Genomic DNA, 15293 nt, shown 5'->3' with positions numbered 1-15293 from the left:
ATGAAAGTTCTTCAAGGCGAAAGCCCTTCATCAGTGCCTCAGGACAGTTGCCGGCCGTCGGCCACGCGTCTGCCCCCTGACGGGGGCGGTGGTGGCGGGTAAGATGGCGGCTTTGCGTCGTCACTACGGTCTCCCATGCCTGCCGAACCCATGCCCGCGCCCCCGTCGCTGCGCCCCTACCAACGGGAGGCGGTCGGCCGGGTGGTGGCGCACTTCCGTGGCTCCGACGACCCGGCGGTGGTGGTGCTGCCCACCGGCAGCGGCAAGTCGCTGGTGATCGCCGAGCTGGCGCGGTTGGCGCGGGGGCGGGTGCTGGTGCTGGCCCACGTGCGCGAGCTGGTCGAGCAGAACCACGCCAAGTACCTCGCCTATGGGCTCGAGGCCGACATCTTCAGCGCCGGCCTCGGCCGCAAAGAGGCGGCCCGCCAGGTGGTGTTCGGCTCGGTACAGTCGGTGGTACGCAATCTGGAGCGCTTCGACGACAGGGATTTCACCCTGCTGGTGATCGACGAGTGTCATCGGGTCGCCCTGGACCAGGACGCGAGCTACCGCCGGGTGATCGACCGCCTGCACGCCTGCAATCCGCGCCTCAAGGTGCTGGGGTTGACCGCGACGCCCTATCGGCTGGGCCAGGGCTTCATCTACCATCGCCACCACCACGGCATGGTGCGTGGCGACGACGACTGCTTCTTCCGCGACTGCGTGTTCGAGCAGCCGCTGCGGCTGATGGTCAAGCAGGGCTACCTGGCGACACCGACGCGGATCGATGCCGCCCTTTTCAAGGACGGACAAGAGATGCGCTACGACTTCTCGCGGCTCGTGCCCTCGTCCGACGGTGGACTGTTCCGCGAGGAGGAGCTCAACCGGGTGGTGGCGGGCCACCGTGCCACGCCGGGCATCATCGCCGAGGTGGTCGAGCGTGCCCGCGAGCGCCGGGGCGTGATGCTGTTCGCCGCCACGGTGGCCCACGCCGAGGAGGTCCTCGGCTACCTGCCGGCCCACGAGGCGGCGCTGGTCACCGGGGCGACGCCCGGCGCCGAGCGCGAGGCAATCATTGCCGCCTTCAAGGCGCAGCGGCTCAAGTACCTGGTCAACGTGGCGGTGCTGACCACCGGCTTCGACGCCCCCCATGTGGACCTGATCGCCATCCTGCGTCCCACCGAGTCGGTGAGCCTCTACCAGCAGATCGTCGGCCGCGGCCTGCGCCTCGCCCCGGGCAAGGCCGACTGCCTGATCCTCGACTATGCCGGCAACCCCTGGGACCTCTATGCCCCCGAGGTGGGCAGCCCCAGGCCCGCCGGCGACACCGAGCCGGTGCAGGTCGCGTGCCCCGCCTGCGGCCACGCCAACCTGTTCTGGGGCCGGCGCGAGGGGGAGTTCGTGATCGAGCACTTCGGCCGCCGCTGCCAGGGCCTGGTCGAGGAGGAGAGCGGCAAGCGCCGGCAATGCGACTTCCGTTATCGTTTCAAGGTGTGCGACGGCTGTGGCGCCGAGAACGATATCGCCGCCCGGCGCTGCCATGGCTGCCAGACGCTGCTGGTCGACGCCGACGACAAGCTGCGGGAGGCGCTGCGCCTGAAGGACGCCCGAGTGCTGCGGGTCAGCGGCATGCAGCTCGAGGCGACCACCAACGGCCGCGGCCTGCCCCGCCTGAAGGTGACCTATCACGACGAGGACGGCGCCACGCTCGCCGAGTGGTTCGCCCTGGAGACGCCGGCCCAGCGTCACGCCTTCGCCGCGGTCTTCCTGCACGAGCACCTGCGTGCGCCGGGCTCGCGCTGGCAGCCCACCACGCCCGAGGCGGTGATCGAGGGGGAGCGGCGGCTGCGTGCCCCGGACTTCGTGGTGGGCCGCCAGGTGGGCCGCCACTGGCAGGTGCGCGAGAAGCTCTTCGACTACACCGGTCGCCATAGAAGAGCGGCCGAGGCCGGCTGAATTACCCCCGATGGCGAGGAGTTGATAAACTGACGGATCGATCATCCGCCGATTCGTCGAGAGGCCAGGCCACGCGTGAGCGAAACGCCCCAGACAGCAGCGCCCCAGAGTGTCGCGCCGCCGGCCGCCGAGCCGGCCGTGGCGCTGGGACGACTGTTCGACGAGCCGATCACCGAGCTGCCGGAGGACCTCTACATTCCGCCGGAGGCGCTGCGGGTCTTCCTCGAGGCCTTCGAGGGGCCGCTCGACCTGCTGCTCTACCTGATCCGCCGCCAGAACCTCGATATCCTGGCCATCGACGTGGCCGCCATCACCCGCCAGTACATCGAGTACGTGGAGCTGATGAAGGCGATGGAGATCGAACTGGCCGGGGAGTACCTGCTGATGGCGGCGATGCTCGCCGAGATCAAGTCGCGCACCCTGTTGCCGCGCCCGCCGAAGGCGGGTGGCGACGACGACGAGGAGGACCCGCGCGCCGAGCTGATCCGCCGCCTGCAGGAGTACGAACAGCTCAAGAACGCCGCCGAGGCGCTGGCCGAGCTGCCGCGCCTGGGGCGCGACTGGTTCCCGGCGCGGGCCGTGCTGCCGCCGCTGGAGACCCGGGTGATCCACCCCGACGTCGCGCTCGACGAGCTGCTCGGCGCGCTGGCCGGCATCCTGCGTCGCGCCGAGCTCAACCAGGCGCACCAGATCAGCCGCGAGGTGCTCTCGACCCGGGAGCGGATGCTGCGGATCATGGAGCGGCTGAACCACGAGCACTTCACCCCCTTCGAGGCGCTGTTCACCCTGGAGGAGGGCCGGGCCGGGGTGGTGGTGACCTTCATGGCGATCCTCGAGCTGGCCAAGGAGGCGATGATCGAGATCGTGCAGAACGCTCCGCTGTCACCGATCCATGTGCGGGCCCGGGCGGTGCTGGCGGCGGATGAGGAGGACGTCTTCGCGGCGGAGGATGACGCGGGCGGCGAGAGCCCCTTCGAGGACGATGACGGGGGCGCGCCGGCATGACCGCCATGGAATTTCCCGATGCCCTGGACGAGATCCTCGAGGCGGCGCTGCTGGCCGCCGGGGAGCCGCTGGGCCTCGACCGGCTGGAGGCGCTCTTCGACGATCACGAGCGCCCGCCGCGACGCGCCCTGCGCGAGGCGCTGGAGCGGCTCGGCATTCGCCACGAGCGCGGCGCCATGGAACTGATCGAGACCGCCTCGGGCTACCAGCTGCGTATCCGCCCGCGGCTCTCGGCGTGGGTCTCGCGGCTGTGGGACGAGCGGCCCCAGCGCTATTCCCGGGCACTGCTCGAGACCCTGGCGCTGATCGCCTACCGCCAGCCGGTGACCCGCGGCGACATCGAGGAGGTGCGCGGGGTCACGGTGAGCGGCTCGATCGTGCGCACCCTGCTCGAGCGCGGCTGGATCCGCGTGGTGGGGCACCGCGACGTGCCGGGGCGGCCGGCGGTCTATGCCACCACCCGGAGTTTCCTCGACGACTTCGGCCTCAAGACCCTCGACGAGCTGCCACCGATGCACGAGCTCAAGGAGTTCGACGAGCCGATCTTCGAGGAGGACACGCCACCGCCGCCCCAGGAGGCGTTGCTGGCCCAGGCCGACCCCCCCCTCGACGAGGGCGAGGGGCTCGCGGCGGATGACGACACGAATCACGAGGGCCTCGAGGCGGCCGATGCCGCCGCCGAGGCCGTCGAACCGACGGCCGGGACGGCCGACGATGACCACGCCGGGAAGGCGTCAGAGCGGACCGGGTTGAGCTTCGCCGATCTCGAGGCCCGCCTGTCCGATCGTGCCCGGGGCCGCGTCGATGATGACGCTGCCCCGGGCACGGAATCCACATCCAGTGAGACAGACGACCGATGAGCAACACCAGCGAAAAACTGCAGAAGGTCCTGGCCCGCGCCGGGCTGGGCTCGCGCCGCGAGATGGAGACCGCCATCGCCGATGGCCGGGTCAAGGTCAACGGCAAGGTCGCGACCCTGGGCGATCGCATCGAGATGCGCGACCGGGTCAGCGTCGACGACCGCCCGGTGACCCTGCGAGGCGCCGAGGAGGTGCCGCGCCGGGTGATCATGTACAACAAGCCCGAGGGCGAGCTCTGCACCCGCAAGGACCCGGAAGGACGGCGTACCGTCTTCGACCGCCTGCCGCGGCTCAAGGGCGAGCGCTGGATCGCCATCGGCCGTCTCGACATCAACACCAGTGGCCTGCTGCTGTTCACCACCGATGGTGAGCTGGCCAACCGGCTGATGCACCCCTCCACCCAGGTGGAGCGCGAATACGCCGTGCGCGTCATGGGCGAGGTGGCCAGGGAGCAGATCGTGGCCATGGTCGAGGGGGTGATGCTCGACGACGGTCCGGCACGCTTCACCGACGTCCAGGAGTTCGGTGGCGAGGGTATCAATACCTGGTTCCATGTGGTGATCATGGAGGGCCGCAATCGCGAGGTGCGTCGCCTGTGGGAGTCCCAGGGGCTCACCGTCAGCCGCCTCAAGCGGGTGCGCTATGGCAACATCTTCCTCGACAAGCGGGCCAAGGCCGGCGAGTGGACGGAGCTGACCCAGGACGAGATCGACGACCTGGCGGTTCAGGCCGGCCTGGCGCCGCGCAAGGTGCCGGAGCTGACCCCGGACGAGAAGAATCGCTGGAGCCGCGACAAGCACAAGCGCCGGCCGGTACAGGCGATGCGCAAGCCGAAGGGCCACCGCAGCCGCTGAGGGCGATACCTGCGACCAAAGGCAAAAAAGCGCTTGCTTTCAGGGGGCTGGATCAGTAGTATCTGCACCCGTTCGGGCGGGTCGTTAGCTCAGTTGGTAGAGCAGTTGGCTTTTAACCAATTGGTCGTAGGTTCGAATCCTACACGACCCACCATCCGAACCTGTATGCTTGTCCGCAAGCACCGGGTCGTTAGCTCAGTTGGTAGAGCAGTTGGCTTTTAACCAATTGGTCGTAGGTTCGAATCCTACACGACCCACCAGATTGCCAACAAAGCGCCCTCGCTTCAGAAAGCGAGGGCGCTTTGTCGTTATGGGTCCGGTTGATTGTTTCCCTAATGCTCCAGCCGTACCCGGCGCAGGTTGTAATCGCCACCATGATTCACCAGCACGAAGCCCTGGAAGCCTTGGCGCAGGCGCAGGTCGTGTGCCTGCAGCACACGCCGGCCATCCACCCAGACTTGCATGTTCCCGCTCTCGTCGCGGGCCCAGCTCAGCATATGGAAACGGCCATCCTCGAGGTCGAGCGTGCCCTCGCTGCTGGCGATCACCTCGCCCCCATCGGCCGTCATCCGTACCAGGCTGAGCCCGGGCCGTGAGCCGGGATTGTAGACCAGGCGGTAGCCTCCTCCGGGCTGGTTGCCCTGGAACAGCCCCAGTTCCAGGCTGCCCGGCCGCTGGTAGGAGGCCAGTTCCAGCTCCAGTCTGAAGGCGTTGTCGACCGGGGCATGGACGAAAATCCGTGCCGCGTCCCCGAACTCGACCTCCGCCGCCTCCGGCGATGCCGCCTCTCGCGACAGCCCGCCCGCCTGCTCGAGGATCAACTGGAGCATCGCCAGGCCGATCTCCTCCGGTCGCTCCGGGCGGAGCGTCGGTGAGGCGGGCGTGACCACCTGCGGTTTCTCCACGATGCTGCGCAACCCGCCATCATCGATGTCGAAGCGTCCGCTGAGCACGGTCCAGGGTGGGTTGCGTCGGAAATCGCCGTCGCTGAAGGCGTCGTCCAGGGCGACCCGTCTTGCCGGGGTCGGCTCCGGCTCGGGGGGCACTGTGGCCGCCGGCTCCCGGCCCGTCTGCCGTAGTCGGGCCAGCAGTGCCGTCGTCGGCTGACCATCCTGGGCCAGGCCCACCGTGCCCTGGTAATCGCGAATCGCATTTCGGCTGCGAGTTCCCATCAGGCCATCCACCGGGCCGGCATCGTAGCCGAGCCGGTTGAGTTCACGCTGGACTTCGGCCACCAGCTGTTGGCCGGATAGACTCTCGACGGGAGGCGATGGTTCGGGCGCGCTCCCTGACGGTGTCGCCCGGGGCTGCCAGGTACGGGCTGTCTGTTGGGCCTCGCTGATCTGTTGCGCGGTCATCCGCGCCGCCACTGCATCGCGCGCCGCGGCGGCATGGCGGTGGCCGCGAGCCGCGGCCAGGTTGTACCACTTGTGCGCCTCCACGAAGTCCTGGGGGGTCCCTTGGCCGGCTTCGTGCATTTGCCCCAGCATGTACTGGGCGTCGGCGTCGCCGGTGGTGGCAAGCCGATCGAACATTTGCAAGGCCTGGCGGTACTCCTGCCGCTCGTAGCTCTGCAGGGCGTCGGTGTAGCGGTAATCGGCACTGGCCAGCGCGATGTGACCGAACAGAAAGAGCAGGAACACGAATCCCTTGATGATGGTCACGGGGGCGTCTCCAGTGAACGGGGTCTTCGGCCTGCAACCTCCCGGCTTCACCGTGCTGTCTTGCCAATCCACTTCTCTCGTCGCCTGTCTCAACGCAGACCGAGAACGGAGAGAATCACCAACACGATGACGATTGCGCCGACGATATAGATGATGTTGTTCATGAAGCTTTCCTCTGCGGCGCATTATCCTGTTCAGGATGCTGCGGGATGGTTCGTGTCATGATGGCGTCGCAGTCCGTGCGACGCGTGGTGCAACTCCCTGTACAGGCCGTTCCCTTGCCACACCCATGTTGAGGGTATGTCATGGGTGGCCTCCCATCTGTGCGCTGGCGTACATGGCGCCTCACAACCTGGGGCCTGGTGGAACGATCTTCGGCTAGAAGTCGAAAAAGAATTGCGACGGCCGGAGGGGGCGATGCAGACCCGGTTCGAGCCGCCGTCGTTGAATGGGCAGGGTATTCATCTCGGCCGTGAAGCACTGATGCCCATTTCGGCCATTTCGCTTGGTGTGATACATGGCCGTGTCGGCGTTGTGCATGAGGGTGTCGACATCGTCGGCATCATCCGGGTAGAGGCTGATGCCGATGCTGAGCGTGATGAGGAGTTCGTGACCCTGGATGCGGTACGGTCTGCTCAGGACGGCAAGCAGTTTTTCCGCGACCTTGGTGGCATCTTCGGCTTGCCTGATCTCGGCAAGCAGGATCACGAATTCGTCGCCCCCCTGACGGCAGACGGTGTCGATGTCGCGCATGCAGTCCTGAAGACGGCCCGCAACCGCCTGGAGCAGGCTGTCACCCAGGGCATGGCCGAGCGAGTCATTGATGGGCTTGAAGGCATCAAGGTCAAGATAGAGCAGGGCGACCAGGTGTCGGTGTCGTCGGGCCAGGCCAATGGCTCGCGAGAGCCGTTCCGTCAGCAGGGCACGATTGGGCAGGCCGGTGAGTGCATCATGCTGCGCCAGGTAGGCCATCCTCTCCAACATGACCTGAGACTGGGAGGCGTCGTGGAACACGATCACGGCGCCGGTGACTCGACCTTCCCGGTCATGGATGGGCGCCGCTGAATCCTCGATCTCGAGCTTGCTGCCATCCGGGCGGACGAGCAGGCAATCCAGGGCGAGGCCTACCGTTGTGTTCTCCTCGATGGCGCGCTGCCCAGGGGTGATGGTCGTTTGATGTGTCTTGCCATCGACACGATGGAACACGCGCGTCAGTGGCTTGCCGATCGCCTCCGTTTCCGACCAGCCTGTCAGGGTTTCAGCCACTCGGTTCATGTAGGTGACCGTGCCGTGACGATCGATGGTCAGGACGGCATCGCCAATGGCGTTGAGGGCCACCCGAGCCCATGCCGTCTCGGCATCCAGGGCGGCTGCGACTTCCCGTCTCGAGGCGTGGATCTGGGGGTGTCCTTGCCGCACCGGCTCGTCGGTGCATACGGAGGCCGAAGCGAGCTGCGTCCTGGCGCTGCCCTGAAGCATCGAGTCGTCTTTCATGCACTCGGCCCGGGCACGCGCATTGCCCATGGGCCGCACGCCCAGGGAGGGTGCAAGAGCGGCGTGGCCCGGTGCGGCGCGCGAGTCGCTGAGACAGGAGACGTGATCATCAGAAACGTTGGCACTACCATGAGTCGGTTTCCTGTTCCGCCTGCGTGTGAGCCCCGGTGGGGCGGCACTGCCTGACCTGAGCCCCGGGGCTGGGTCGGTATCTCGCGAGCGTAGTGGCGTGACGGAGTCGCTTCCGTGCGCTAGCGTACACAGTATGTGCTTCGGTTCCTGCGCCGTGTCGGCGGGTGGGGGGGAGTCCAGCTAGAACCAGCGGACGAGTCCGCTCTTCGTACCCTGTGGTCGGGGGTAGCTTGCCCGATACGGGAGTGTCAGTCATGACCCTGCAACATGATCCTCGTCAGAACCACTTGTTGGCGGCCCTGTCGAGGGATGAATACCAGTGCTTGGCGCCCCACCTCGAGTGGGCCGAGCTGAAACTGGGGGACTCGCTGGTCGAGTCGGGAAAGGTGATGCACCATGTCTATTTTCCGACGGATTCCATCGTATCGCTACTGTGCGTCATGGAGGATGGCGACTCGACAGAAATTGCCGTCGTCGGTGCCGAGGGTATCGTCGGCATTTCGCTGTTCATGGGCGGCGAGACCACGCCGAGCCGTGCCATCGTGCAGAGTGCCGGCAGCGCCTATCGCCTCAGGGGACAGCTGCTGAAGGACGAATTCGATCGTTCGTCGACCCTTCAGCACCTGTTGTTGCGTTACACCCAGGCCCTGATCACCCAGATGGCGCAGACGGCGGTATGCAACCGGCATCACAGCCTGGATCAGCAGCTGTGTCGCTGGCTGTTGCTGAGCCTCGACCGCCTGCCGACCAACGAGCTGGTCATGACCCAGGAACTGATCGCCAATATGCTTGGCGTACGTCGTGAGGGCGTCACCGAGTCGGCCGGCAAGCTGCAGAGGGCCGGCCTGATTTCCTACCATCGCGGGCATATCAGGATCCTGGACAGGCCTGGCCTGGAAGCGCGGGTCTGTGAATGTTATGCGGTCGTCAAGAAGGAGTACGATCGCCTGCTGAGCTATCATCGCCCCGGGTGAAGCGACCATGTCCCTCGCGGACCGGTATGCTTGTCGAGCAGGGCGTGTCCTGGGTGTGTATCCTGGCGCCCCGTTGGGTATAGTAGTCTTGATCGCGGTTTTTCGGCGGTGTTCAGTCAGCGGGGGCACATCGTGCCCCCGCTGACTGCAGGTCGGATTAATCGCGCTCGTACTTGGGCGAGTTCCGCAGTGTTTCCTCATCAATATCCGTATAGAACACGGATTCGTCATCTTCCATGGTGTGCTCTATGTGATCCCAACCCAGTCCAATGTCCTCTTCGCCGAGCCCCAGGAAGCCACCCGACTTCACCACGACGCCGATGAGGCGGCCGTCTTCGCCGATGACCAGATCCTGGATCTCGCCAACGTCTTCATCTGACCCGCGGTGCTTGACGGTCTTGCCGATGACGTCGTCGGCGTAGAACGCACCAGCTGGCTTACTGCTCATCTGCTGTTCGCCGGCATGCTGCTCAGCGTCTGCCTGCATGTCGCCGTGGTCCTCCGCCATTGCGGCCGTGCTCAGTGCCAATGCCGGGACAAAGGCAGCGGAAAGGATCAACGCGGTTAGCTTCTTCATCATTGTTCTCCTCTGTTTGACGGCAGTCTGCCGCCCCCTCCTGGGTCTAGAGCGCAGTTCCCGAGTCGCGGGTATGCCATTTCATCTTGGACATGAGCGAACGAGTTGTCGGTGCGGTGCCACACACAGAGTCGTCGATCTTTGACTCATCTATGAGAAAATTGAAGTCAACATGAGGGATGATGCAGGGATTACAGGTAGCTGTTCGTTCGGAAATTACGGTGTGATCTGTTACGTGTGCACGATTTCCAATGGGAGCGATAGTCTAGTGATCGAAGGCCGATTGCGATTGGCGTGCTCACTGCCTGCTCATGACGACGGTCTTGACAGCGAGATGCGTACCCATGCTCAGGAGCCGGGCGGTATCCCGAACGAATGCAGTGATCAGAGCAAACAGGGTGGCGACGTCGGCGAACACGCCGCCACCTTTTGTTTCTCCGTCGCTGAAGGCGCGTTCCTATTCCTGCCCCGGGCGGTCGCCTCGACGGCCTCGGCGTTCTGAATCCCGTGCGTTACCGGCGACGCGTCAGCGACGAGTACAGCACGCCAGCGATAAAGGCGATGCCAATGGACATCAGCGGCTTCTCGCGGACGTAGCTGGTCACGCGTTCGAGCACATCATCGGCCCGCTGGCGCCCATGGGCTGCTGCCTCGCGAACGCGCTCATCGGCGTGGGATGCGTGCTGCCGAGCGTACTCCTCGGCCTTGCCAGCGGTCTGGGCGGCCCTGTCCACCGCTTCGTGAGCCTTGCCTGCAACCTGATCGGTGGTCTCGTGTTCGCTTGCTTTCGTCGCCATGATCGTACCCTCTTCTGTCGCTGTGTAGACGGGTGAAGATGCCCCGTCAGCTGTGACGATCATCGTCGCCAGTGGTTTCGATGAGTATCTGCCGGTCGATTTCATCAGTCCATATCGTGGTGGGTAGCCTGCTTTTCACGTGCTTCCCGAGGGTGAGGAGGAACGCTGTCAGGGGGACGGCGAGGATCATGCCGACGACCCCTCCCAGCGCAGTCCCCCAGAACAGGATCGAGATCACGACCAGTGCCGGGTGCAGGCCCGAGCGGTCGGCCATGATCTTGGGCGTGAGCAGCACGCTCTCCACCAGCTGTGTGACAGCGATGACTGCCAGCACCAGCATGACGAGCTGGGTGCCCCCGGCGGGCTGTAAATAGGCGATGGGAAGCACGGTGATAACGCCAACGATGAAGCCAAGGTACGGCACGATGTTCAGCAGCCCCAGGGCGAGGCCGATGTAAATCGCGGCCTCGAGCCCGATGACGGTAAAACCGACCGCCATCATGACGCCCATGATCAGTGCGATCGTCAGCTGTCCTCGGAAGAACGCGGTGAGGTAATCGATAAAGAGCTGACCCAGGTACACCACCTCGTTCTGCCTCTTCTGCGTGAACAGAAACAGCATGGCCCTGGCGTATGCCTTCATGCGGTTGCCGGAGAGCAGCGCAAAGAAGAGGTACAGGGGGACGAAACCAAGACCCACCAGGAAACCGATGTAAGACATGGTGCGGTCAGCGGCTTCCTCTGCATCCGGGAGCATCGACTGGATCTCCATTTCGGTGATGGCGTCTTCCAGTATCGGCAACGCTTTCGGGAATCGAGCCGACAGGCTTTCGTGCCCGCGCTGGGCTATCTCCGGCACAGACTGGAAGAATTGGCTGCCCTGATATATGGCCGTGGGCAGGACCAGCACCATCACCGTAAGAAACAGGCCGAACAGGATCACAAACAGGGAAACCACGGCGCCGAGCCGATTCATGCGCAAGTGGCGCTCGAACAGTTCCACGACCGGGAACAGGACCAAGGCCATCACGCCCGCGATGGCCAGGGGGAAGACCAGGGCGTGCAGGGCGCCAATGATTTGTCCGAGAACCCAGATAATGAACCCGATCGTGCTCACCAGAGTGACGGCGCTGAGGGCGAGAATGGTGTAACGGAGCAGCCGTTTCTCGCCGGGTGCGAATTCAATATACGTTGTCTTCTCGGAGCTCATGGGTGTTCTTTACCCTCTGTGTACGGTCCTGGCACGCTCTGATCCATCTGTGGAAGGCGGGTGTGGAGGTGAGCGGCCGGCCAGCGGGCCCCCGATGCGCAAGCTTCGCACCGTGGTGTTCAGGCACCTGTGGCAAGATTTCTCCCGCTGTCTGTGGGTTGAATCAATCGCGCTCGTACTTGGGCGAGTTACGCAGCGTTTCCTTGTCAACAGCGGTGTAGAACGAGCCAGCGGGATTACCGCTTTTCTGTTGCTCGCCGGCCCCTCTGGGTCTGGTAGGCAGTTCCCGAGGCACAGAAAAGCCATTTCAGCATAGGCATAAACGAACGATTTTTCGGTGCGGTACCACACACAGAGTCGCCGCCCTGTGACGCAGCGAGCCGAAGACCTGTCTGAAAAAAAGACTCCGCATAGGTTGGATACCGCACAGACCAGACCTCGAGCATCAACTATCTTTGGAGATTCACCCTGCATCTATATGTGTTCATGGTGAGAGGAAGAACCCAAACGGAACCATCATCTGGAGATCAGCTAATGGACAGGAGTCAGGTCAAAGATAGTGCGAGCGAACAGAAGGGGAAGGCCAAGAGGGTGGCCGACGGCGAAAGTGCGGAGCACAAGCGTAAATCCGAGAAGCATGGCGGCAAGGATGGATCCGTGTTGGCAGACATCAATGACAGTCCCAAGAAGGAAGAAAATGAACGATTCAGCGACTAAATCAAACAGTAGTTTCGACGCCGGCGGCATGCAGGTTGGCGCCACGTTGCTGAGTGCCTCCACCATTACCGGCGACGAAGTCTGTAACATGCAGGATGAAAAGCTTGGCAAGATTCAGGACGTCATGCTCGATACTACTGAGGGAAAGATACGCTACGCAGTCCTGGCGTCGGGTGGTTTTCTGGGCATGGGCGATCGCCTGTTCGCTGTTCCGTGGAAGGCCTTGAAGCATGATAAGGAGAACAGGCGTTTCATGCTCGACGTCGATGTCGAGCGCTTAAAGAACGCGCCGGGCTTCGACAAGGATCAATGGCCGAATATGGCCGACGCCACCTGGAGTTCGACAGTCGAGTCTTACTACACCCGGTGATTGGATTGCCGGAAGGCTGAGTGCGGAAGGTCCGGATAGTAACTCCTATCCGGATCAACCGTGCCGACGAGGCTGGCTATGTGTCATGGCCCTTCCGTCACGAGTTCAAATCCTTGCGCAGGGCTTGTTCCAATTCCTTGGTCGCGGTGATATCGACAAGGGTGATCACCACACCATCAATCACATTATCAAGTCGGCGATAGGGCATGATACGTACCGTAAACCAGCGACCGTCTGTGGCGAGAATCTGCTTCTCGGAAAATGCCAGGGTGCTCAGGGTGGTAAGGGCGTCGTCGTTCAGTTCCGGATACAGCAGGCTGGTGGTGAGATCACTGAGGGGGCGGCCGATATCGCTCTCACGGATGTTGATGATCTTTGATGCCCTGTCAGTGTAACGGCGGACGTTCAGGTTCTGATCGAGAAAAAGAATGGCTATCTCGATGCTGTTGAGCAGGTTTTTCATATCGCTCTGGGCGAGGGCGAGATCGTCGAGCTTGGTCTGCATTTCCGCGTTGATGGTTTGCAGCTCCTCGTTCATGGACTGCATTTCCTCCTTCGAGGTGGTCAGTTCTTCATTGGTTGACTGCAACTCTTCATTGGTCGACTGCAATTCTTCATTGGCTGACTGCAACTCCTCCCTGGACGCGCGGTTTTGCTCCCGCAGGGTCTGGATTTCATCCTGGTACTGTTGCAGCTCCGTGGCATGAGTATGTTGCGTGGCTGTTTTCGACTTGTGTTTGTTGGCCGGGCTGACATGAATCGGAGTGATATCGCGGAACACGATCATCTTCATCCCGCGCAGGGCGGTAGGTTCTCGCAGCGCCTGGACGGTGATATCGACGCTCTGCGTGGCTCCGCCGGGCAGTTGCACCTGCAGGCCCTGCAAGTGCGTTGGTTCGCTCTGGTTTGCGGCCTGGCGCAGGGCGCTGGCGATGGGGGTGCGCAGGCCTTCCCGTACCATGGCGTGAAAATTCCAGTTGGCCTTGCCGGCGGCGGGTTCCAGGTACTTTCCCGTGCGCCCGCTGATATAGACGATATCACCCTCATCGTTGACCACCACCGCGGCAGGGGCGTAGACCTGCAGTAACACCTGGTCGGCTGCCGCTTGTAGATTATCCTTTGTGTGGGAGGATGAGTGGCTGGGTGACACGGGCAGCTCCTTGGCTATCCAGGTCAGGGGTGGAAACGACTTTACCGGCAACCGGATGTCGCGGCTCTGGGCATTATCCTGGCGCAGGTAAAGTCGCAGTTTGGATTGAATGGGGGCAAACAACTGTGTGTAGCGCCCTACCGTCTCCGAGCTTCCCAGCAACAGTACACCCCCTGCGCGCAGGCTGTAGTGAAACAGGGGAATGAGCTTGCGCTGCAGGCTCTGGTCGAAGTAGATCAGCAGGTTACGACAGGAAATCAGGTCGAGGCGAGTGAAGGGGGGATCGAGCACCACATCCTGCTGGGCGAACAGCACCAGGTCGCGGATATCCCTGTTGATCTGGTAGCCGTCACCATGAACACTGAAAAAGCGCGCCAGGCGCTCGGCCGAGACACTGCTGCTGATGTCGGCGGGGTAATGGCCGCGGCGAGCCGTGGCAATGGCATCCGGACTCAGGTCGGAGGCGAAGATCTGCAGGGTAAAGTCATGGGGTCGTGGCAGCTTGTCCAGCGCCTCCGTGAAGATCATGGCCAGGGAGTAGGCCTCTTCGCCGGTTGAGCAGCCGACCACCCAGGCACGCAGGTGGGGCTCCCTGTGCTGTCGTGCCAGCAGTTCTGGCAGGGTGATATCCGCCAGATACTGCCATACCGGGGCATCACGGAAAAAACTGGTCACCCCGATGAGCACTTCCTTGAACAGCAGGTCGATTTCCTGGGGATTTCGCTGGAGAAAATCGGCGTAAAGCGTCAAGGTGGCGATTTCATGGACCGCCATACGCCGCTGCATGCGGCGGTGCAGGCTGCTGGGCTTGTAGAGGGAGAAGTCGTGGCGAGTTCGCTGTTGAAGCAGACGTAGAATGCGGTTCAGGGGCGTCGATTCCAGTTCAGGTTCAGGTTCTGCCCCTGGTTCTGCCGACAGCTCGCCGGAGGCGGCCGGGGTGGGCGCCTGGGCCAGGCAGGTCAGGATGCGGGCGGGCAAGTCGCCAGGCGGGGCAATGATATCGGCGCAGTTTGCGGCGATGGCGCTTCTGGGCATGGCATCGAACTGTGCCGTGTCGGGCTGTTGTACCGCCGTGAGGCCGCCCACGGCCTTGATCGCCTGTAAGCCCAGGGTGCCGTCGGAGCCCATGCCGGACAGTACCACCCCGATGGCATTCTCTCCCTGGGCGCGGGCCAGGGAAGAAAACAGCACGTTGATGGGCAGACGCATGCCCCTGGGCTCCATGGGTTTTGCCAGGTTCAGCAAGCCGTCGACAACGCTGAGTTCCGTATTCGGCGGAATCACATACACGCAGTCAGGCTCGATGGGCATGCCATGGGTCGCCTGTCGTACCGACATCGGGGTGACGCGCTGGAGCAATTCCGGGAGCAACGCCCTGTGGGTGGGATCGAGATGTTGTACCACCACATAGGCCATGTGGCTGTGGGGCGGAATCCGGGCAAGGAACTCTTCCAGCGGCGCCAGGCCACCGGCGGATGCACCGATGCCCAGGATACGTACAGCCACCTGGGGCTTTATCGGTGCATTGGCAGGGGGCAAGGCAGCCATGGCGTG

14 protein-coding genes and 2 tRNA genes are annotated in these 15293 nt (G+C 63.6%); 10 read left to right on the top strand and 6 right to left on the bottom strand.

Annotation, left to right across the window (positions count from 1 at the left end):
- The first annotated feature begins 135 nt into the window (after nucleotides 1–135).
- The 6 genes from radD (at nucleotide 136) to C1H66_RS08405 (ending at nucleotide 4914) form a co-directional block, all read left to right on the top strand.
- The gene (radD, locus tag C1H66_RS08430) at nucleotides 136–1935 is read left to right on the top strand and encodes a DNA repair helicase RadD (RefSeq protein WP_479723837.1); all 1800 of its coding nucleotides are present in this window, start codon (nucleotides 136–138) and stop codon (nucleotides 1933–1935) included.
- A 75-nt stretch (nucleotides 1936–2010) separates the two neighbouring features.
- Nucleotides 2011–2940: a segregation and condensation protein A gene (locus C1H66_RS08425; protein ID WP_102627443.1), complete on the top strand. Its 930-nt coding sequence runs from the start codon at nucleotides 2011–2013 to the stop codon at nucleotides 2938–2940.
- Nucleotides 2937–3800: an SMC-Scp complex subunit ScpB gene (gene scpB / locus C1H66_RS08420; protein ID WP_102627442.1), complete on the top strand. Its 864-nt coding sequence runs from the start codon at nucleotides 2937–2939 to the stop codon at nucleotides 3798–3800. Before C1H66_RS08425 ends, scpB begins: the two co-directional genes overlap by 4 nt.
- Complete coding sequence (rluB, locus tag C1H66_RS08415; RefSeq protein WP_102627441.1) at nucleotides 3797–4654, top strand: 23S rRNA pseudouridine(2605) synthase RluB; 858 nt, start codon at nucleotides 3797–3799, stop codon at nucleotides 4652–4654. Before scpB ends, rluB begins: the two co-directional genes overlap by 4 nt.
- Before the next feature lie 78 nt (nucleotides 4655–4732).
- Nucleotides 4733–4808: transfer RNA gene (locus tag C1H66_RS08410), tRNA-Lys, on the top strand.
- A gap of 30 nt (nucleotides 4809–4838) precedes the next feature.
- Nucleotides 4839–4914 (top strand) — tRNA-Lys (locus tag C1H66_RS08405).
- A gap of 72 nt (nucleotides 4915–4986) precedes the next feature.
- Here the strand turns inward: C1H66_RS08405 and C1H66_RS08400 are convergent.
- Both C1H66_RS08400 and C1H66_RS08395 read right to left on the bottom strand, forming a co-directional pair.
- Nucleotides 4987–6318, bottom strand: coding sequence for a peptidoglycan-binding protein (locus C1H66_RS08400; protein WP_170064123.1), 1332 nt, complete (start codon nucleotides 6316–6318; stop codon nucleotides 4987–4989).
- Nucleotides 6319–6696: 378 nt separating this feature from the next.
- Nucleotides 6697–7842 (bottom strand): diguanylate cyclase domain-containing protein, encoded by a 1146-nt coding sequence (locus C1H66_RS08395; protein ID WP_102627439.1) that lies wholly within the window; start codon nucleotides 7840–7842, stop codon nucleotides 6697–6699.
- A 356-nt stretch (nucleotides 7843–8198) separates the two neighbouring features.
- On the opposite strand from C1H66_RS08395, the gene C1H66_RS08390 reads away from it, so the two are divergent.
- Nucleotides 8199–8918, top strand: a complete 720-nt coding sequence (locus C1H66_RS08390) for a Crp/Fnr family transcriptional regulator (RefSeq protein ID WP_102627438.1) — start codon at nucleotides 8199–8201, stop codon at nucleotides 8916–8918.
- 157 nt (nucleotides 8919–9075) lie between these two features.
- Here the strand turns inward: C1H66_RS08390 and C1H66_RS08385 are convergent, their stop codons facing one another.
- The gene (locus C1H66_RS08385) at nucleotides 9076–9495 is read right to left on the bottom strand and encodes a PRC-barrel domain-containing protein (protein WP_102627437.1); all 420 of its coding nucleotides are present in this window, start codon (nucleotides 9493–9495) and stop codon (nucleotides 9076–9078) included.
- Between the two features lie 268 nt (nucleotides 9496–9763).
- Between C1H66_RS08385 and C1H66_RS22580 the strand changes: the two genes are divergently transcribed.
- Entirely contained in the window at nucleotides 9764–9997 is a 234-nt protein-coding gene (locus C1H66_RS22580; protein ID WP_146010698.1) for a hypothetical protein, read from the top strand.
- Between the two features lie 10 nt (nucleotides 9998–10007).
- Here the strand turns inward: C1H66_RS22580 and C1H66_RS08380 are convergent, their stop codons facing one another.
- The gene (locus tag C1H66_RS08380; RefSeq protein WP_102627436.1) at nucleotides 10008–10292 is read right to left on the bottom strand and encodes an ElaB/YgaM/YqjD family protein; all 285 of its coding nucleotides are present in this window, start codon (nucleotides 10290–10292) and stop codon (nucleotides 10008–10010) included.
- A gap of 46 nt (nucleotides 10293–10338) precedes the next feature.
- Entirely contained in the window at nucleotides 10339–11502 is a 1164-nt protein-coding gene (locus C1H66_RS08375) for an AI-2E family transporter (RefSeq protein ID WP_102627435.1), read from the bottom strand.
- 534 nt (nucleotides 11503–12036) lie between these two features.
- Here C1H66_RS08375 and C1H66_RS08370 point away from each other — a divergent pair.
- Both C1H66_RS08370 and C1H66_RS08365 read left to right on the top strand, forming a co-directional pair.
- A complete protein-coding gene (locus C1H66_RS08370) occupies nucleotides 12037–12219 on the top strand; it encodes a hypothetical protein (RefSeq protein WP_102627434.1) in 183 nt (60 codons plus the stop codon).
- Entirely contained in the window at nucleotides 12200–12589 is a 390-nt protein-coding gene (locus C1H66_RS08365) for a PRC-barrel domain-containing protein (protein WP_102627433.1), read from the top strand. Before C1H66_RS08370 ends, C1H66_RS08365 begins: the two co-directional genes overlap by 20 nt.
- A 97-nt stretch (nucleotides 12590–12686) precedes the next feature.
- Here the strand turns inward: C1H66_RS08365 and C1H66_RS08360 are convergent, their stop codons facing one another.
- Complete coding sequence (locus C1H66_RS08360) at nucleotides 12687–15287, bottom strand: chemotaxis protein CheB (RefSeq protein ID WP_102627432.1); 2601 nt, start codon at nucleotides 15285–15287, stop codon at nucleotides 12687–12689.
- Nucleotides 15288–15293: the final 6 nt, after the last annotated feature.

Origin of the sequence: Halomonas heilongjiangensis, assembly GCF_002879645.1 — a bacterium.
Classification (GTDB): Bacteria; Pseudomonadota; Gammaproteobacteria; order Pseudomonadales; family Halomonadaceae; genus Halomonas; species Halomonas heilongjiangensis.
Note: the sequence above shows the minus strand (reverse complement) of the source record. Positions and strands in the feature narration are given on the sequence as shown.